Origin of the sequence: Rheinheimera aquimaris (assembly GCF_020531985.1) — a bacterium.
GTDB classification, from domain to species: Bacteria; Pseudomonadota; Gammaproteobacteria; order Enterobacterales; family Alteromonadaceae; genus Alishewanella; species Alishewanella aquimaris.
Window position 1 is genome coordinate 690,021 of record NZ_JAJAVQ010000003.1, and the last position, 17,865, is coordinate 707,885.

19 protein-coding genes are annotated in these 17,865 nt (G+C 51.4%); 13 read left to right on the top strand and 6 right to left on the bottom strand.

Annotated features, from left to right (window positions below):
- Positions 1-46: 46 nt before the first annotated feature.
- The 7 genes from LHL18_RS12410 (at position 47) to LHL18_RS12440 (ending at position 5,659) form a co-directional block, all read left to right on the top strand.
- Complete coding sequence (locus tag LHL18_RS12410) at positions 47-511, top strand: hypothetical protein (RefSeq protein ID WP_134052095.1); 465 nt, start codon at positions 47-49, stop codon at positions 509-511.
- A 105-nt stretch (positions 512-616) separates the two neighbouring features.
- Positions 617-1,489: an HDOD domain-containing protein gene (locus LHL18_RS12415; RefSeq protein ID WP_226767311.1), complete on the top strand. Its 873-nt coding sequence runs from the start codon at positions 617-619 to the stop codon at positions 1,487-1,489.
- A 2-nt stretch (positions 1,490-1,491) separates the two neighbouring features.
- Positions 1,492-1,635, top strand: a complete 144-nt coding sequence (locus LHL18_RS12420) for a DUF2256 domain-containing protein (protein WP_134052099.1) — start codon at positions 1,492-1,494, stop codon at positions 1,633-1,635.
- Between the two features lie 7 nt (positions 1,636-1,642).
- A complete protein-coding gene (dusC, locus tag LHL18_RS12425) occupies positions 1,643-2,596 on the top strand; it encodes a tRNA dihydrouridine(16) synthase DusC (RefSeq protein ID WP_226767312.1) in 954 nt (317 codons plus the stop codon).
- Between the two features lie 172 nt (positions 2,597-2,768).
- Complete coding sequence (locus LHL18_RS12430) at positions 2,769-3,896, top strand: NAD(P) transhydrogenase subunit alpha (RefSeq protein ID WP_134052103.1); 1,128 nt, start codon at positions 2,769-2,771, stop codon at positions 3,894-3,896.
- A 26-nt stretch (positions 3,897-3,922) separates the two neighbouring features.
- Complete coding sequence (locus tag LHL18_RS12435) at positions 3,923-4,237, top strand: NAD(P) transhydrogenase subunit alpha (protein WP_226767313.1); 315 nt, start codon at positions 3,923-3,925, stop codon at positions 4,235-4,237.
- 3 nt (positions 4,238-4,240) lie between these two features.
- On the top strand, positions 4,241-5,659 hold the full coding sequence (locus LHL18_RS12440; protein WP_226767314.1) for an NAD(P)(+) transhydrogenase (Re/Si-specific) subunit beta: 1,419 nt from the start codon (positions 4,241-4,243) through the stop codon (positions 5,657-5,659).
- 28 nt (positions 5,660-5,687) lie between these two features.
- Here LHL18_RS12440 and LHL18_RS12445 read toward each other — a convergent pair whose 3' ends face one another.
- The 4 genes from LHL18_RS12445 to LHL18_RS12460 form a co-directional block, all read right to left on the bottom strand.
- A complete protein-coding gene (locus tag LHL18_RS12445; RefSeq protein WP_226767315.1) occupies positions 5,688-6,392 on the bottom strand; it encodes an SDR family oxidoreductase in 705 nt (234 codons plus the stop codon).
- A 95-nt stretch (positions 6,393-6,487) separates the two neighbouring features.
- Positions 6,488-7,081 carry a TetR/AcrR family transcriptional regulator gene (locus tag LHL18_RS12450; RefSeq protein WP_226767316.1) on the bottom strand — a complete coding sequence of 198 codons (594 nt, stop codon included), beginning with the start codon at positions 7,079-7,081 and terminating at the stop codon, positions 6,488-6,490.
- Between the two features lie 50 nt (positions 7,082-7,131).
- The gene (locus LHL18_RS12455) at positions 7,132-8,580 is read right to left on the bottom strand and encodes an aminotransferase-like domain-containing protein (RefSeq protein WP_226767317.1); all 1,449 of its coding nucleotides are present in this window, start codon (positions 8,578-8,580) and stop codon (positions 7,132-7,134) included.
- Between the two features lie 15 nt (positions 8,581-8,595).
- The gene (locus LHL18_RS12460; protein WP_226767318.1) at positions 8,596-9,204 is read right to left on the bottom strand and encodes a LysE family translocator; all 609 of its coding nucleotides are present in this window, start codon (positions 9,202-9,204) and stop codon (positions 8,596-8,598) included.
- Between the two features lie 265 nt (positions 9,205-9,469).
- Here LHL18_RS12460 and LHL18_RS12465 point away from each other — a divergent pair, with 265 nt between their 5' ends.
- The gene (locus LHL18_RS12465) at positions 9,470-12,472 is read left to right on the top strand and encodes a di-heme oxidoredictase family protein (protein WP_226767319.1); all 3,003 of its coding nucleotides are present in this window, start codon (positions 9,470-9,472) and stop codon (positions 12,470-12,472) included.
- Between the two features lie 54 nt (positions 12,473-12,526).
- On the opposite strand, the gene LHL18_RS12470 is transcribed toward LHL18_RS12465, so the two are convergent.
- Positions 12,527-13,714 (bottom strand): MFS transporter, encoded by a 1,188-nt coding sequence (locus LHL18_RS12470; protein WP_226767320.1) that lies wholly within the window; start codon positions 13,712-13,714, stop codon positions 12,527-12,529.
- 149 nt (positions 13,715-13,863) lie between these two features.
- Between LHL18_RS12470 and LHL18_RS12475 the strand changes: the two genes are divergently transcribed.
- The 4 genes from LHL18_RS12475 (at position 13,864) to LHL18_RS12490 (ending at position 16,742) form a co-directional block, all read left to right on the top strand.
- Positions 13,864-14,781, top strand: coding sequence for a LysR family transcriptional regulator (locus LHL18_RS12475; protein WP_226767321.1), 918 nt, complete (start codon positions 13,864-13,866; stop codon positions 14,779-14,781).
- Between the two features lie 135 nt (positions 14,782-14,916).
- Entirely contained in the window at positions 14,917-15,855 is a 939-nt protein-coding gene (locus LHL18_RS12480; RefSeq protein ID WP_226767322.1) for a hypothetical protein, read from the top strand.
- An 11-nt stretch (positions 15,856-15,866) separates the two neighbouring features.
- Positions 15,867-16,298, top strand: coding sequence for a hypothetical protein (locus LHL18_RS12485; protein ID WP_226767323.1), 432 nt, complete (start codon positions 15,867-15,869; stop codon positions 16,296-16,298).
- 9 nt (positions 16,299-16,307) lie between these two features.
- Positions 16,308-16,742, top strand: coding sequence for a hypothetical protein (locus tag LHL18_RS12490; RefSeq protein ID WP_226767324.1), 435 nt, complete (start codon positions 16,308-16,310; stop codon positions 16,740-16,742).
- Between the two features lie 93 nt (positions 16,743-16,835).
- On the opposite strand, the gene LHL18_RS12495 is transcribed toward LHL18_RS12490, so the two are convergent.
- On the bottom strand, positions 16,836-17,372 hold the full coding sequence (locus LHL18_RS12495) for a YqgE/AlgH family protein (protein ID WP_226767325.1): 537 nt from the start codon (positions 17,370-17,372) through the stop codon (positions 16,836-16,838).
- Positions 17,373-17,547: 175 nt separating this feature from the next.
- On the opposite strand from LHL18_RS12495, the gene LHL18_RS12500 reads away from it, so the two are divergent.
- Complete coding sequence (locus tag LHL18_RS12500) at positions 17,548-17,826, top strand: hypothetical protein (RefSeq protein ID WP_226767326.1); 279 nt, start codon at positions 17,548-17,550, stop codon at positions 17,824-17,826.
- The last annotated feature ends 39 nt before the right edge of the window (positions 17,827-17,865 follow it).

Genomic DNA, 17,865 nt, shown 5'->3' on the forward strand with positions numbered 1-17,865 from the left:
GAATTTCAGGTAGAATTAGCGCCCATTTTTTCAGCAGGAAAACGTCATGACTGATAATCGCTTGTTTCTGATGTACGATACATCGTTTGACGAAATGGATGCTGAAGGCAGCCCTGGTTTTGGTTATGTGCTGGTATTTAACAGCGAGGATGCCGAACAGTTTCAGCCAGGTGAGAACCCTAGCTGCCCTGCAGTGTCGATGCTGTTCACCGATCATGCTGATGGTAGTATCAGTGGTGATTTGCTGGGGTGGGCACATCTGGACGCCGACATTTTTCAGCAGTTCCCGCTTGGCCATTTTCTGTCGCTGATGGAGCAGGCAGCGCAGGTTGCCATTAATGCTTATCGTCAGGTCAGCCAGGTGCCGGACCGCCTGATAGCGCAACATCTGGACGATGAAGAGTTAATCCAGTTTGATGTGCAATTCAATGATTTACAGCTCAATGAACAGCAAAATGAGCAACAGCTTGCGCAGCAACTGATGTCTGGCCGGCCCTATCTGGATTCATAACCGGCGCTTGGCTGGCCATTTTATTCAGTAAAACTGTTTTACTTTTCACGCTGGCGCCCTTTACTATTAGCGGGCAGTTGTGCAGTTTATTCCGGAGATAGCCTTATGGCGCAGGCCATTGACATGTCAGCAATAGAACAGGCGCTTAATGGTTTCACCATTCCGCCACAGCCGGAAATTCTGCAGCATATCCAACAGCAGCTTGATGCCCCTCAGCCCAATATTAAACGCATCGCCGCGTTAATTAATCTCGATATCGGCATTGCCGGTTTTACCCTGAAAGTCGTTAATTCAGCGTTTTTTGGTCTGCGGCAAAAAATTACCTCGGTTGAACACGCGTGCAAGTTTCTTGGTGTGAACCGGGTATTGAAACTGGTACGCAGCGTATTGCTGCGCTTCACGCTGGCCGAAGGCCGCGATGACAAGTTCAGTTTAAAGTTATGGTCAAGCGCGCTGCAAACAGCCAATATTGCGATGACACTGGCGAAGCACTTTAACTTTGCACAAGCGGTGCAGGATGACTGTTACAGCCTGGGCCTGTTTCATAACGCCGGTATCGCGCTAATTCACCAGCAGGCGCCAAACTACGAGCAGATCATGCAGCAGGGCTTACTGGCACAGTATGGTTACAGCGAAATTGAAGAGCAGCATTTTCAAACCTGTCATGAAGTGCTCGGCTACCTGATTGCCGAGTCGTGGGGCTTAACCGCCGAGTTATGCAATGTTATTGCCTATCACCACAGCCCGGCCTTAATGCTGGAGTCTGACAGCGATGCAGAAAAACAGCTGTTTGCGTTGCTGAAACTGGCCGAGCATTTCAGCGGCGAAAGCCGTCAGCTGTTTGAGCTGAGCCTGGATCCGGAGTGGGAGCAACATAAAAGCGCCATTCTGGAAGTGCTGGACATTGAGCCTTTGCAGCTGCCAGAGCTGGCCGAGCTGTTACATCGCCAACAAATCAGTACCATATACTCTGTCTGATCATGGCACACCAAAAGCTACATTTGCCGGAAAAACGCTGTCCGGTATGTGGTCTGATGTTTAGCTGGCGGAAAAAATGGCAACGCAACTGGCACAGCGTGCTGTACTGCTCTGAGCGCTGCCGCCGCAATAAAAACGCTGAGTAACTCCCGGATGAAAATTATTCTGGCACCGATGGAAGGTGTCGTCGATCACTTGATGCGCGATATGCTAACCCGGATTGGCGGTTACGATTTATGTATTACCGAATTTGTCCGGGTGGTGGATCAAAAGCTGCCGGCACGGGTGTTTACCCGCATTTGCCCCGAACTGTTAAACGCCGGAAAAACACCGGCAGGCACGCCGGTACGGGTACAGCTCCTTGGACAGGAACCACACTGGCTGGCTGAAAATGCTGTACGCGCCGTTGAGCTTGGCTCGCCGGGCGTCGACTTAAACTTTGGCTGTCCGGCTAAAGCGGTCAATAAAAGCCGCGGCGGCGCCGTATTACTAAAAGAAACCGAGCAGCTGTACCGTATTGTTAAAGCGGTGCGTGACGCTGTGCCCGCTGATGTCGCGGTGAGCGCCAAAATCCGTCTCGGTTACGATGATACCAGCCTGACACTCGACAACGCAGCGGCCATTGCCGCCGCCGGTGCCAGCATGCTGACCGTGCATGCCAGAACCAAGAGTGATGGCTACCGCCCACCGGCATACTGGCCGTGGATCGCTAAAATTAAGCAACAGGTTAATATTCCACTTATTGCCAATGGTGAAATCTGGACTGCAGCTGACGCCGTGCTGTGCCAGCAGCAGTCAGATTGCACTGACATTATGCTGGGCCGCGGCGCACTGGCGATGCCCAACCTGGCACAAACGATACGATCAGCTAGCGCGGTAATGCCATGGGCACAGGTGCTTGAGCTGCTGATGCAGTATTCGGAGTTTGAGATAACTGGCGACAAAGGCCAGTACTACGCTAACCGGATCAAACAATGGTTCAGTTACCTGAAGCTGCAGTACCCACAAGCGGCAGAGCTATTCCAGCAACTGCGTATACTGCGGAAAAGCCCGGACATACTGCAGACATTGCAGCTGGCGCTGGATAACAGCCAACCGCACGCTTAGTTAACAGCGTGAGCAAACTTCGTCAGGCTTCACATCACGTTTGAAAATCTAAAACAATTTATGCCAGCTATGGAAATAACCGGCAAAAATGCCAGACATCACCGGCACTAATCCAATAAGTTGAAAAATAAAGACTATACTCCTCAAACAGTTATAAAAAGGAGTAAAGGATATGCCGGTAAAGGTTGCTGTGCTGATGGAGCGCAGACCAAACGAAAAACGTGTCGCCATGGTGCCTGCCGTGGCCGATAAACTGGCAAAGCTTGGCTGCACGATCAGCATGCTAAGCGGCGCCGGCCTTGGCAGCAAACTACCTGATGATGCTTACAAAGGCGTTGAGATTGCCGGCACGGAGCAACATTTACTGGCCGATGCCGACATCGTATTGTCGGTACAACCGCCCACTGCAGATGACATCCGCCTGATGCGCAAAGGCAGCATACTGCTGAGTTTTATTTATCCGCATAAAGAGCCTGAGCTTACCCGGCTATTGCGCGATCAGCAGATCACCTGCTTTGCGATGGAGCAGGTACCACGCATCAGCCGGGCGCAGGCGATGGATGCTTTGTCTTCGCAGGCAGCACTGGCTGGTTACTATGCAGCGCTGTTAGGCGCCACTCAACTGTCACGCATTTTACCGATGATGACCACCGCCGTTGGCTCTATCCGCCCAGCCCGCTGTCTGGTGATGGGCTTAGGTGTCGCCGGCTTGCAGGCATTGGCTACGGCGCGGCGGCTTGGTGCCATCACCGAAGGCTATGATGTGCGGCCGGAAACCAAAGAGCAGGCAGAATCCTTAGGCGCTAAATTTGTCGACACCGGCGTAGATGCCCGCGGCGAAGGCGGCTATGCCCGCGAACTGACGCAGGAGGAGAAAGACAAAATTGCCGCTGTGGTGACCAAACATATTCAGCAAGCCGATATTGTTATTACCACTGCAGCCATTCCGGGTCGGCCATCGCCAAAACTGATCAGCAAACAGCAGGTCGATGGCATGAAACTCGGTGCCGTTATTATAGACCTGGCTGCAGAAGGCGGTGGCAACTGCGAATACAGTGTACCGGGCGAAACCATCAGCCAGGGTCAAATCACTATTGCTGCACCATTAAATGTGCCATCTATGCTGGCGGAGCATGCCTCAGAGTTGTATGCGAAAAACCTGCTGAATTTACTGCAGCTTTTTGTCAGCGACGGCGAGATCAAGCCGGACTGGGACGATGAAGTGCTGGCAAAAACGCTGCTGACACATAACGGCGAAATTAAACCCGCAGCAGTGAAAACTGCGCTGGAACAACAATAATATTGCTACCGATTTGGGGGATAGTCATGGATTACACCACTACTGTACTGACCGGCTTTGTCGCGCTGTATATCTTTATGCTGGCCACCTTTACCGGCTTTGAAATCATCGGCCGGGTACCAGCCATTTTGCACACTCCGCTGATGTCCGGTTCCAACTTTATTCACGGTATTGTCGTCGTCGGCGCGCTGTGGGCATTACTCAACGCCACCTCAGTGCCGGAGCAAATTATCGGCTTTGTTGGTGTATTGCTCGGTGCTGGCAACGCTGCCGGCGGCTATGTTGTTACCGAGCGGATGCTGCAGATGTTTAAACCTTCAAACAAAAGCAATAAGGAGTAACGGATGAACGCTGCTCTGCTAATAGACGCCAGCTACTTTATTGCTGCCTTTTTGTTTATTTATGGCCTGAAGCGGATGTCGTCGCCACTCACCGCCCGCTCTGGTATCGTCGTTGCCGGGGCCGGCATGGTACTGGCGGTACTGGCCAGTTTTTTATATACGCTTGATGTCAGCCCCGCAGCCAGACCACAGCTGACGACCAATCTTGTGCTGGCTGTCATAGCGTTAGCACTGGGCCTTGGCTGGGCCTGGCGCAGCGGTAAAAAAGTCGCCATGACTGAAATGCCACAAATGGTGGCACTGTACAACGGCATGGGCGGTGGTGCCGCCGCTGCGATAGCCGCCATCGAGCTGATTGGCTACAAAACCCACGGCAGCGTGTCACTGACCTTAGCGGTATTGGGTGGTGTGATTGGCGCAGTATCACTATCAGGTTCGCTGATTGCCTGGGCCAAGCTGGATGGCCGCATTAACTCTACACTGCGTTTTTCCGGTTTGCAGGCCGTCAATGGCAGCCTGCTGCTGTTGCTGCTGGCACTGGGAGCTTATATTGTCTGGCACAGCGGCCAGGTTGCGATGCCGGTATTTGCTGTATTTTTCGCACTGGCATTGCTGTACGGCGTGATGATGACGATGCCGATTGGCGGCGCCGATATGCCGGTCGTGATCTCACTGTATAACGCCTTTACCGGTTTAGCCGTTGGTTTTGAAGGTTATGTGCTGAATAACCCGGCACTGATGATAGCCGGTATGGTGGTTGGCTCAGCCGGTTCTTTACTGACGTTGCTGATGGCCAAGGCGATGAACCGCTCAGTGGCCAATGTGCTGTTTTCCAACTTTGGTGCTGCCAGCGATGATGCGCAGGGCGAGATCAGCGGTAGCCAGAAGCCGATCGATGCTGCTGATGCCGGCATTAACATGCATTACGCCACTAAAGTGATTATTGCACCGGGTTATGGCCTGGCGGTAGCGCAGGCACAGCATAAATTATACGAGTTGGTAAAACTGCTGCAGGATGCCGGCGTTGAGGTGAAATTTGCCATTCACCCGGTAGCCGGGCGGATGCCGGGGCATATGAACGTGTTACTGGCAGAAGCCGGTGTACCGTACGACATCATCTATGACATGGAAGACATTAACGACGAGTTTAAAGAAGCCGATGTTGCAATAGTGATTGGTGCCAATGACACGGTAAACCCGGCAGCCCGCACCAACAAAAGCTCGCCAATTTATGGCATGCCGGTGCTGAATGTCGACCTGGCCAAACAGGTGTACGTGGTAAAACGCGGCCAGGGTAAAGGCTACTCCGGCGTAGAAAATGCGCTGTTTTATGCCGACAACACCCAGATGGTGTATGGCGATGCGCAAAAAGTGATGGTTGCGATGATCCAGGCCATCAAATCACTTGGCGGCGGGCACTAAGCCCGCCTGCTTTTTACCGTATTCCCGTTTAGCGGACCCCGGTCAGATACAGTGCCTTGTCTGACGATAAGCTATTTTTCACCTGCTGCGTTAACTCGTCAGCCAGTATTTCCGGCTGGTTTGCCGCCAGGCCTGCATAGGCACGGGCAACAATGTCTGCTGGTTTGGCCTTGGGGGCATCAATAGCAGTGGTTAAGTCTGTATCGACAAAGCCCATATGTAAGGCACTTACCTGAGTCTTTTGCGCTTCCAGTTCCTGCCGTAAGCCGTTGGTCAACGCCCAGGCGGCAGACTTACTGGCGGCATAAGTCGCCAAAGCCGGGCCATTCAGAAAGCTGGCAACCGACAACACGTTAAGCACCACACCGCCACCATTGCTGGCCAATACCGGTGCCAGCGCCTTGGTTAAACGTAAAGGGCCGAAGAAATTGGTCTCAAAGTGATCGTATGCATTCTGCTCGCTGTCATCATCAAGAAAAGCACCAAAACGGGCGATACCGGCGTTATTGATTAGCAAGGTTACATCAGGGCACAACGCGGGTATTGCAGCAACCTGTTTCGGATCGGTGACATCCAGCCTGACTTTCACCACGCCCTCAAGCGTAATAGTGTCAGGGTTACGCGCAGCCGCGTATACTTTACGCGCTCCGCCAGCCAGCGCCGCTTTAGCGAACTCTAAGCCAATACCGCGGTTCGCACCGGTAATAAACACAACAGCATCTGTTAATAACATTATCGTCTCTCCATAAAATATGATAATCATCATATTTATTATTAATAAAAAAGCCGGGGCCGGCCCATCGTTTACGTCATACTCTCGTTGGAGTTTTACTGCTTAACTTTATCAAACTGCTGTAGCAAAGAAGCGCAGCTCTGTGCCAGCATACTGCGACCTTCTGCCGTATCGCCATAAGCACGCGCCAGCTGCAAACTGCCTACCAGCGTCGCCATCACGACACCAGCCTGCTCTGCTTTGACATCATCAGGTAACGCGCGCGAAATAGCATCGCGCAAGCTTTGCATCTGGCGCACAGCAACCGCCCTGACTTCGTCTGGCTGACGGCAAATTTCTGAGCCCAGTGCAGCTATCGGGCAGCCCTGCTCAGCATCTGCCAGATGTTCATCACTCAGGTACTGTTCTACCAGCGCACGAAACGGTGTTTTTCCCTGCGTTACAGCCTGCTGTAATTTGGGTGCTATGGCTTCGGCGCTGCGGCTGGCAGCTCTGTCCATCGCTTCAGCCAGCATGGCATTGCGCGAGGCAAAATGCGCATAAAAACCACCGTGTGTCAGGCCGGCTTCTTTCATCAGATCAGCCACGCTGATGCCGGCGTAACCGCCGCGGCGGATTGCCTTGGCAGCCGTGTCCAGAATCAAATCATGTGTGCGGGCTTTTTTATCACCTGTGGTTACGCTTTTCATTGCTATCACCATAAAATATTATGGCCATCATATTTTCATATGTTTAAATTTTAGTCAAGCCCCTTTTTCAGTAATTGTTCATTGCATAGCTGTGCCAGTGTCGCTAACGCACGTTCCAGCCTGGCGTCAGGTTCTACTGCGCAGTTAAGCCGGATAAAATGGCTAAACTCAGCCCGACCGGCTGCGGCTGTAGGTGAAAAAATCGCTCCCGGTGCAATACTGATATGCTGCGCCATGGCTTGCTGCGCCAGCAGGTAGCCATCTATCGCAGGCGGCAATTCAACCCAGAGCACAAAACCACCCTGAGGCTGACTGACCCGGGTCCCGGCCGGAAATAAGCGGCCAATCTGGTGACTGATGCGTGACAACGCCAGCTGATACTGGCCTCTGACCTGGCGCAAGTGCCGCTCATACCGACCACTTTTCAGCAAATTCGCGACGGCCAGTTGCGGTAGCGCAGCGGTGCTGATATTGCTGATAAACTTCAGATACTCCAGCTTTGCCGTCTGTTTTGGCGCTATCACCCAGCCCAGTCGCAAATCCGGTGAAATGGTTTTAGAAAAAGTGCCGCAGTAAAAAATATCCGCCTGTGGTGCCAGCGCGAAACAACTGGCAGGCCTGGGTACTGCAAACCCCAGATCACCATAAGTATCATCTTCAATCAGGGCAATACCTTTGGCACTTAATGCTGCAACAATGCGCTTTTTGTTGATCTTTGGCATCAGGCTGCCAAGCGGGTTACTGAAATTACTAATCAGCACACAGGCTTTTACCGGCCAGCGTTGCAGTGCTTGCTCCAGCGCCTCTGGCACAACACCGGTTTGCGGATCCGTCGGCAGTGTCAGTGCCTGTAAACCGGCGGCTTCGAGCGCTTGCAACAAGCCGTAAAATGCCGGCGATTCAATAGCAACGATATCACCGGGCACTGTTAGCGCTTTTAAGCTCAGCATCAGCGCTTCCTGACAGCCGTTAGTGATAATGACATCCTGCGGCGATACCACGGCCCCCTGCAGTGCCATGCGCTTGGCAATCTCGGTGCGTAGCTCAATGGCACCGCGGCTGGCTTCGTATTGCATCAGCCGCGCCGGTTGCATTTTTATCACCTGCTGCATGGCTTTTTGCAGCGCATGCTGCGGTAGAAACCGTGCCGCAGGCACTGCGGCACCAAGGCGTGTATAGCCCGAGTCGGCCGCCGCTTTTGACAATGACAACGCCATGTGCTGGCCGGATACCTGTTCAGGCAGCTGGCTTTTGGGCGCTAAATCCTTGCTTAGCGGCGGAGGCTGAAAGCGGCTTTTAACAAAATAGCCGCTACGGTGGCTGGCCTGCACATAGCCGTCGGCTTCCAGCTGGCGGTAACCGGCGACCACGGTAGAAACGCTGAGCGAACGTACTTTTGCCAGCTCGCGTACGCCAGGCAGGCGCTCACCGCAGACGTAATGTCCCTGCTCTATCTGCTGTTGCAGCTCTGATGCCAGTTGCTGATAACGAAAGCTCAATTTGCCTCCAGGGTCTTACAGTGCGCTAAGTGCCTGCCACAAGGGCGGTAGCACTGACAATGCCAGTAATGTCCCCATCACCCGGTTAAACCACTGCCGGTGCGTCGGTTCGGTTAACAGCCGTTTTAACGCGGCACCAAACAACAGCCAACTGCCGGTACAAGGCAGCCCAACCAATAAAAACACCAGTGCAATTAACGCCAGTTGTTGCCAGTAAACGCCCTGCAGGCTGGTAAAAGCCGCAATAGCACCGGTGATCATGACCCAGGCTTTAGCGTTTACCCATTGAAACGCCAGCGCCTGAATAAAACTGAGTGGTTTACTGCTACCGGTTTCAATTTGCTGCGGTCTGGCCGTGGCAATTTTCCAGGCCAGATACAGCAGATATACAGAACCGAGTAGTTTAATTACAGTATGCAGCATTGGCTGTTGCTGCAGCACCAAACCGGCACCGGCCCCTACCGCCAGCAGCATCAGTAAAAAACCCAGCTGTATGCCCGCCATATGTGGCAGGCTTCTCTGCACGCCATAGTTGACGCCAGATGACATTATCATAATGTTATTCGGCCCCGGCGTAATGCTGGTGGCAAACGCAAAAAACACTAAGGTCCAGAACAGCTCCATCTTGCCCACTCCTTGTTCACTAAAAGTCAGAGCAGACAATAACGCGCACAGTGATACGGAAATATACACAGTCAGGCAGAAAAAAAGCAGTACAGATTTGAAAAGTTAAATAGCGTAGCAGTACAACCGCGCAATCATTGTAATAATTCTGTTATCTGGTAAACAATTAATTACATAAAATAGACAATTACTGCCTCATAGTAAGCTCAAGTGTTGTCGCTTAATCAATAAACGGCATCTTTTTTATCCATTTGGAATGGTCATTATGAATTATTACTACATAAATCATCGTCCCGGCACTGGCTCTGACTATGTCAGGCAGAGCAGTAAAGCGCTATTGCTGCTGCTAACGTTGACAATATCGGCCTGCGGTGGCGGCGCAGATTCTTCAGACAACACTCAAGGCAGCACTCCCCCGGTGGTATCACCGCCAAATACCTCCTTGCCACCCGTTGCTGAACCCACACCAACACCGGAATTGCCAGAACCGGAATTTGAAGCGGCGCCATCCCCTGCCGTAGCCCCCCTGCCAACGGCCAGTAGTCTGCAGATTCCGGCACCACCGCCAGAGTTTATGTTGCAAACCACGTTCAACAGAGCAAGCCTCGCCGTGCCAATCAGTAACATTACAGCCAGCTCGTCGGGTGATGAAAACGCCGGCAACACGGCAGACAAAGCGGTAGATGGCAACCTGAACACCCGCTGGGAAAGCGCCTGGAGTAATACTGATAAAGCCACTGCAGACAGTGCCTGGCTGCAGTTTGATTTCGGCAGTAAAACCGCGATCGGCTATATGAAACTGCAATGGGAAAATGCCTACGCCGACGAGTATGCGCTGTATGTGTCTGATGACGCGAAAAACTGGTATCAGCTGCGCTATATTGCCGCTGCTAAAGGTGGCACCGAAGAGTTTTTTAACCTTAATGTTGATGCACGCTACCTGCGCCTGCAGGGCGTGCGCCGCCATACTCAGTACGGTTATTCATTGTTTGAAGTTGAGTTTAAATCTCCCGGCAGTGATACCGTTATGCCGGTGCACAATACCTCCTACATTTCTTATCCGCTCAGCGGTAATGGCCGTGTACCTTTGCCAGCACCGGCTGAGCCACTGGAAAGCATCAGCTTTACGCTGGCAGACGGCACCCTGGTTACCCGCTTTGGTATGGTAGGCCGCTCCCGTCATGCCCGTGAACGCGGCGAAGACTGGAATGAAATAGGTTTTGGCCCGAACGACACAGTAGATGCCCAGGGCAACCCGGTAGACAAAGGCCCGGGCGCACATTTAAATTTTGTCGCTAACTACTTTAAAAACCGCACCTGGGGTGTCGAGTTTATCGATAACAGCAATGTGGCCGGTGTAACCGCGCCGCGTATTATTGTGAACCAGTATTTTCAGCAAGCACAAAAAGGTGGTGGCCACTCTTTTGTCCGCCGCTTCGACGAGCCGGGTGTTACCGGCTTTGGCTGGATGAGCCCCGGCGATCTGCTGGATGACTCTACCTATCTCAGTGACGGAGCCCCCTGTCCGGTGGTAACCAAACCCGCTAATGGTGTGCTACTGCACCCCGACAGTGGTTTTAATGGCGTGATCGGTGCTAATGACGGTTGTAGTGTGGTTTTTGACACTTACCCGGGGCACAGAGCGCTTAGCGCAAATGCCGATGGTGTATTGGTACCCAATGGCAGCAGCGTCGCCGCCCGGTCGCTGAAAAAAGGCGATATTATCGAATTTACCAGCTCATTTTTCTCTACCCGTCAGGTAATGGATGCCATTGGTGACAATGGCGGTGTGCGCTATTACACCAACGAGCTGACCTATGTGATGGGTCAGGGCCTGCGCCCCTGGTACGGTGTACAACCCCGCCTGATGAATGCTCCGCTACCCGACAGCACCTTGCAAGGCGGTTTGGGCTCCATCTCATACGATTACGCCGACAACCCGAGCTTTATGTTTCAGCAGCCACACAACACTATCGGCATGCAGAATATTCAGCGCTTTATGGAAGGCCGGCGCTGGTTACACACCAACCTGTGGACCGGTGAACATAACGAGTCCGGTAACGATCGCAACGATGCCGGCCGCCACCTACAAGGCGAACATTTTAACCAGTCATCCTGCTTTAACTGCCATATCGGTAATGGCCGCAGTGTGGCGCCAACCGCATTGAACCAGCGGCTTGATACCATGGCAGTGCGGGTAGGTGAAACCGGTACCGACAGTAACGGTAACGCACTGCCTCACCCCATTTACGGCCAGGCATTGCAAATGAATGCCCGCTCAACCAGCACTGGCGACCGGCAAAACTGGGGCAACGGCGCCTGGGTATCAGGCTTTAACAGCCACGATGTCACGCTGGCCGATGGCACTGTAGTGCAACTGCGTAAACCTCAGATTGCCTTTGACGGCCCTGTGCCTGGTGCCTACTCTGTGCGCTCGGCACAACCGCTGATCGGTATGGGCTTACTGGAGGCGATAGACGATGACACTATCTTATCCTGGGTGCGCGACATTCCCGATGCCGATGGCGTAGTAGGCTCAGCCAACTACGTTTATGACCCTGAAACCGGCGACGTACGCCTCGGCCGTTACGGCTGGAAGGCCGGCAAAGCCAGTCTGCGTCACCAGGTCGCCAATGCCGCCTTGCTGGATATGTCTGTCACCTCATCAGTGTACCCTACCCGCTTATGCCTGTATGGGCCTGAGCACTGCGACGCCAGCAATGCCGAACCCGGCCTGCCGGATGAAGCACTGCAACTGATGACACAGTACCTGCAGCTGCTGGGTGTACCGGCACAGCGCAGTGTGCAAAGCGGCTTCCCTAAAGGTGTATCCCCGCTGCCCTATCTGGACGTAGCACCGGATAAAATTGCCCAGGGCGAACAGGTATTTAAAGCGATACGCTGCAACGCTTGCCATATTAGCGATGTACAAACCAGCAATCGCTCTGAATTTGCTGAAGTGCGCAACCAGCGTATTAAGCCCTATACCGATTTACTGCTGCACGATATGGGTGCTGGCCTGGCCGATAACTTTGCTGAAGGTCTGGCAACCGGCAATATGTGGCGCACACCGCCGCTTTGGGGGCTGGGCTATACAGAGTACGTTGCTGATGGTGTGCCGGTAGGTTACTTACATGATGGCCGCGCCCGCACGGTTACCGAAGCCATTCTGTGGCACGGCGGTGAAGCTGAAATAATCAAAAACCGTTTTGTAAACCTGCCAAGCGACGAGCGCGAAGCCCTGCTGGCATTTTTACAGTCTTTGTAACGCAAAAAGCCCGGTGTAATGCACCGGGCTTTTTTTTCAGACAATCAATGACTGTTATCCTGCAACGTTTTGCTCTGCGGTAACAACCGCAGGCCCTTGTTGCCGGCCACGCCTGAACCACAATACCATTACCAGCCCGACCGCAGCGGTAGCAGCACCGGCCAGCGGCACAGCACTTAAGCCAAAACCGGCACTGATCATTAGCGCTCCCAGCATGGCGCCTAACGCATTCCCCAGGTTAAAGGCACCGATATTCATCGCCGATGCCAGGCTGGGGGCTTCTGCAGCCTCCTGCACTACCATCGCCTGCAGTGGTGGCACCAGCGCAAAACTAGCAATACCCCAGAGGAATACCAGCGGCACTACCATCACCGGCAAAGCAACCGTGACAGCAAACACCACCAGCAGCAGCATAACGGCAACTAACGATGCAATAAGGGTTAAATCCATTGAGCGATCGGCAAAGCGGCCGCCAAGAATATTACCCACTGCCAGGCCAATACCGTACAACACCAGCATAGAGGTAACAAACACGGTAGAAGCCTGGGTTTCCTGCTGCAAAATCGGCACGATATACGTAAACACGGTGAACATCGCACTGGAGCTGACCACCGTTAACAGCAGCGCCACCAGCACCGGCTTTTTGCCCAGCACCCGCAGCTCATTGCGCACATTGGCTTTTTGTTTATTCGCCATAGGCGGTAACGACAACCGCAGCGCCAGCATGGTAATCAGGCCAATAACCGCCATGCCATAAAACGCCGGGCGCCAGCCAATCAGTTCACCAATATAAGATGCCAGCGGCACGCCACCTATAGTGGCAAGGGTCAGGCCGGAAAACATCGCGGCCACGGCACCTGCCCGCTTCTCCGGCGGCACCACATTCATCGCAACAATGGCGCCGACGCCAAAAAAGGCGCCATGATTAAACGATGTGATAATACGCCCAAACAGCAGCACGTTATAGCTGTCGGCTACTGCCGAAATCAGGTTACCAACAGTAAATATCGCCATCGATAACAGCAGCAAATTACGCCGCGCCATATTGGCAAATACCAGCGTCATCAAAGGTGCACCCAGCAATACACCAAAGGCATAGGCGCTTATCAGCATGCCAGCTGTTGGAATAGATACGCCAAGATCAGTGGCAATCACCGGCAGCATACCCATAGGGGAAAACTCTGTCACGCCGATGCCAAAAGCACCCAGCGCCAGCGCTAATAAAGGAATATTGATTTTCATACTGTGTCTCGTGATTTAAATCTCGCCAATTTGTGATGCTGCAGAATATACTCATGTTACAAACCAAGAAAAAGTAACACCCGATACATTCAGTTTTGCTTCTGCGTCACAAATAACCAGATCGCAGATCACCAAGAGGCAGACCACAGATGAGCTTAACGAAAACCGACAGAGCCGCAGAAATGGAAACCTTTTTATCGGTTGCCTGTACCGGCAGTTTAAGTGCGGCAGCACGTGAACTGGAACTTACCCCCTCTGCTGTCAGCCGCATTATGACCCGGCTGGAAAAACGCCTTGGCGTGCGCCTTATTGTGCGCAGCACCCGCAGCCTGCGGTTAACTGCCGAAGGCGAATCTTACGCATTAGCGGCGCGGCGCATTTTAAAAGACTTAGACGATACCGAGCTGACCATCGCCAACCGTGGCAGCCCCAGTGGCAATATCAAAATAACCACTGCAACTGCGCACAGCCGGCTGACAATAGTGCCGCTGTTAAAAGAGTTTTTGCAGCGCTACCCCGACATCACGCTGGAGATTGATGTATCAGACCAGATCCGCGATGTTGCATCAGGCCAGGTTGACGTGGCAATCCGTTTTGGCCAGCTGCCAGACAGCGGCTTACATGCCCGCCGTTTAGGCGATACCGGCCGTGTGGTACTGGCCTCGCCCGAATATCTGGCTAAAGCCGGCGTACCACAAACACCAGCCGATTTAGCCCGCCATAACTGCCTCGATTTTAACTTTCGCCGCCTCGAACCGGGCTGGCCGTTTCGTCAGCATGGCGAGGATTTTATGCTGGCGGTAAGTGGTAACGTTATTGCTAACAATGGCGAAACCCTGGTCGAGCTGGCGCAGCAAGGTATTGGTATTACCCGGGTTGGTCGCTTTCATGTGCAACAGGCGCTGGCCAGCGGCCAACTGGTTGCACTGCTTGAAGACTACAACCCGCAAGACAGAGAGGCGATACACGCGGTGTTTATCGGCGGTAAAAATGTACCCGCCCGTATCCGCGTGTTCGTCGATTATCTGGTCGAAAAAATGACCACCAGCGACGACACTACACCTTAGCAAAGGCCACGGCTGCTGCAATAAAAGCATCCGAATAACAAAACACTGTTTGACAACACCCTGCCAGGTTGTAAAAATGCGCAAATTGTAAATTTGTTGTTTAGAAAAAGTGCTTTTCATAAACAAGGTGGCAGGATGCAAGACCAGCAATATGATGGCGTAGTTCTGGAAGATAAATGGGGCAAAAGTTATCTGTGCAGCAGTTGCCTGCTGGCCTACGCTGATTTAGGCGAAGACAGCCTTGGCGACGTAAAAGATACCGAATTTGGCCGCTATTTTCTGCATGACTTAGAACCCAGTTGGGATCAGCGCAATATCTGGGCCCAGCTTTACCAGCACGCCCGTCCCTGGGCTACCGATTTATCTAAACTAAACAAGTTTCAGCTGCGTGACGCCCTGCTGCAAATGTTCGCCCGCGACGAAATGCGCATTTGGCAGTTAACCGACGGCTGGGGTAAAGCCCCTGAAGGTAACGGCATCGGTGACGGCGGCTTAGCTCCAGCCAGCAGCGGCGGCGCAAGCCCGGCACCAGCGGCTAAGGCCAGCAAACCGAAAGGTGGAGGAGTTGTTACAGACAGGTCTGAAAAAGAGCCATTGCTTCACCACTCTGCTACTAAGCCAACAGAGGTAGCGCTATCAAGAGATGAGCTTGAGAATAATATTTTGCTTTCCGTTGGAGAAGGGTTCAAAAATAATCCTTTGAGGCAAGAATACGAGCAGGAAGTAGCAGCATTGAGTAAGTATGCAGACAAAATAAAGCCCAACAGTACGTTAAAAGAACTTGAGGAGCTGGCGAATGAAGCAAATGAGGCTCGCCGGCAACTCGGAGTTAAGTATAAAAATGCAACACCAGAGCCACTACGTGATTTTATATACGAAGTAAACAAATCCAGATACGACGGAGATCCATTAGGTCCTACTGTTGATTTCTTAGTTAATGTGAAAGATAAGTCTTACACAGATATAATCCGATCTGCATCGCGGCCAAATCCTGATGTTGATAAATTACTAGCAGGCTTTTCTGACTGGTTGAAAAAGCAGTCACCTGAGTATCTGATTAAACATCAACCGTAGAAGAACCTGATATGACTACAGAAATTATTAAACATAAATACTTACAAGACTGTTTTATTGAACGAGATAGCGAAACAGGCTCATGCCATGAAATAAAAGCGTTGCCACCTGGCGAGAAACCGAGAAAGAAAGCTTCATATGTTAAGCACAAAGATACTTTTATCGGTGTATTTGCTTCCACGCAAGGGCCTGTTCTATTTATTAACCAGAAGCTATTTTTTTTCACTGATCAATCATGGGTTGTAAAACTGAACAAACAAGCGAACGGTAATCAGTTTACACTGCTACAAAATGGTCAAAAATTATTTGAAGCGGATTATCAACCACCCAAACCAGACCCACTAGACCCGTGGTCCGATGAAGAGTCTGTAGACTTATTCGTTTGGATAACAGCGAAACGAAATGATCAAGAAATAGCCCAGATGTGGACGCTAGAACAGTAGAGTTTATAAATGAAGCTCTCGTTATCTATGCCGTTTAGATTAAACACGAAAGTACTACTCTGCACAGAAACAGGTGCAATAACATCCACGTTTAAACCAGACCCGATTCGTGGCAACTTTCAGAATGTCGGGCGCCATTCTGTCGCACTTTATGCACAAGATAACCAGCTTAAATTGCAAATAGACAAAAAGGTGTGGCTGTTTTCGAGTTCAACTCTCAATATCGATTATCATCACAAATTTCAACAGCGCCTAACTCATTTTGCTATTACATCGCCAAATGACAATTTCGCCATAAATTATCGTGCTTGGTGGGCTGATATCCCCGACTTTGAGCCACTAGAGCCAGAAATGGATCAAGATGAAGACTATCTGGCTTATATTTATGAAGTTTGGAAGACGCCCTCCATTCAACAGGCATTGCTTGAAACGTGGACGGCTTAACGTTGGAATATCTAGATTTTCGGTGTCAACTCAGTTAGCTGTATTTAATGCAGGCGGCAGCCCCGCCAGCATGGAATCACTTGATAAATAAACTTAGTACTTCATAGTTAATAGTAATTGCGCTGCACCACGAACTGCATTTGCAAAAGGGATTGAATCAAGTACCGCCTCTGTAGTAGGGAAATAATGCCACAATCCATTCGCCAGCTCGTTTTCCAGCTGCCCTGCTCCCCACCCAAATGAGCCAATACCGCATACCGCCCGATCTTGCTTTTTGCTTTGTTCGAAAGCCGAATCTGAAAAATTCAGTGCAAGATAATCATTAGAAACTTGTTTGTCGTATTCACCAGTTCTTCGGCTGAAGATCCAGGGTATGTCATTTGCTAAAGGTCCACCTGAAATAACTTTATTGGTTAGCAAGTTCTCAACGTTTAACAACTTTAGTACCGGTAAACTCTCTGCTATTTCATCTATTGGCTTGCTGAAGTTTTGATTAAGGCTGATACCTATTGCTCCAGCCTTAGTATGTTCAATTATGTAGATAGCCTTGCCAGCGATATTGGCAAACTTGGGAATATCAGAAAGCGCCGGATTTGCGATAATAAGACCGTCCGTTAGAAATAAGCTCATTTTTCGTCCTTAAGATTAGCTCTAAGATTTTGTGTTTAGCCCGCCGACAGAGAGCAGCAGGAACAAAACGGCCTTGAAATATACATTAATTAAACATTTAATTAAACAATATCCGTTATTCCATTTTGATGCTAAAGCTACAAGAACGCATGTTTGTGTTAATTTTTGAGAAGTTATGAACTATCAAGCGCTGCAGCTTGCAGCAGAGCAAGGTATTACTGCAATCAACAAGACTGCTCCCGCAAGCATTTCTGTTGATGTACTGGCGTCGATAAAACGGCAGATGGAGTTTATCTGTAAGCATGCAGCGGCAGGTAATAACCCATCCGCTGAACTGCCAACTGGCGTTAAATTTACGTATGCAGTGCTCGCATCACGTGAGCTGACAAGCCCGGATGATTTGACTCTACAAGCTAAGATAAACGAAGTTACCCGACTCTTAATTGGCGTCTAACTTGAACTACTGAGAACTGCCAGAATGGCAGCTTTGAGC

Coding starts and splice junctions, on each gene's coding strand:
- LHL18_RS12410 (WP_134052095.1), top strand. CDS start 47: ATGACTGATAATCGCTTGTTTCTGATGTACGATACATCGTTTGACGAA.
- LHL18_RS12415 (WP_226767311.1), top strand. CDS start 617: ATGGCGCAGGCCATTGACATGTCAGCAATAGAACAGGCGCTTAATGGT.
- LHL18_RS12420 (WP_134052099.1), top strand. CDS start 1,492: ATGGCACACCAAAAGCTACATTTGCCGGAAAAACGCTGTCCGGTATGT.
- dusC (WP_226767312.1), top strand. CDS start 1,643: ATGAAAATTATTCTGGCACCGATGGAAGGTGTCGTCGATCACTTGATG.
- LHL18_RS12430 (WP_134052103.1), top strand. CDS start 2,769: ATGCCGGTAAAGGTTGCTGTGCTGATGGAGCGCAGACCAAACGAAAAA.
- LHL18_RS12435 (WP_226767313.1), top strand. CDS start 3,923: ATGGATTACACCACTACTGTACTGACCGGCTTTGTCGCGCTGTATATC.
- LHL18_RS12440 (WP_226767314.1), top strand. CDS start 4,241: ATGAACGCTGCTCTGCTAATAGACGCCAGCTACTTTATTGCTGCCTTT.
- LHL18_RS12445 (WP_226767315.1), bottom strand. CDS start 6,392: ATGTTATTAACAGATGCTGTTGTGTTTATTACCGGTGCGAACCGCGGT.
- LHL18_RS12450 (WP_226767316.1), bottom strand. CDS start 7,081: ATGAAAAGCGTAACCACAGGTGATAAAAAAGCCCGCACACATGATTTG.
- LHL18_RS12460 (WP_226767318.1), bottom strand. CDS start 9,204: ATGGAGCTGTTCTGGACCTTAGTGTTTTTTGCGTTTGCCACCAGCATT.
- LHL18_RS12465 (WP_226767319.1), top strand. CDS start 9,470: ATGAATTATTACTACATAAATCATCGTCCCGGCACTGGCTCTGACTAT.
- LHL18_RS12470 (WP_226767320.1), bottom strand. CDS start 13,714: ATGAAAATCAATATTCCTTTATTAGCGCTGGCGCTGGGTGCTTTTGGC.
- LHL18_RS12475 (WP_226767321.1), top strand. CDS start 13,864: ATGAGCTTAACGAAAACCGACAGAGCCGCAGAAATGGAAACCTTTTTA.
- LHL18_RS12480 (WP_226767322.1), top strand. CDS start 14,917: ATGCAAGACCAGCAATATGATGGCGTAGTTCTGGAAGATAAATGGGGC.
- LHL18_RS12485 (WP_226767323.1), top strand. CDS start 15,867: ATGACTACAGAAATTATTAAACATAAATACTTACAAGACTGTTTTATT.
- LHL18_RS12490 (WP_226767324.1), top strand. CDS start 16,308: ATGAAGCTCTCGTTATCTATGCCGTTTAGATTAAACACGAAAGTACTA.
- LHL18_RS12495 (WP_226767325.1), bottom strand. CDS start 17,372: ATGAGCTTATTTCTAACGGACGGTCTTATTATCGCAAATCCGGCGCTT.
- LHL18_RS12500 (WP_226767326.1), top strand. CDS start 17,548: ATGAACTATCAAGCGCTGCAGCTTGCAGCAGAGCAAGGTATTACTGCA.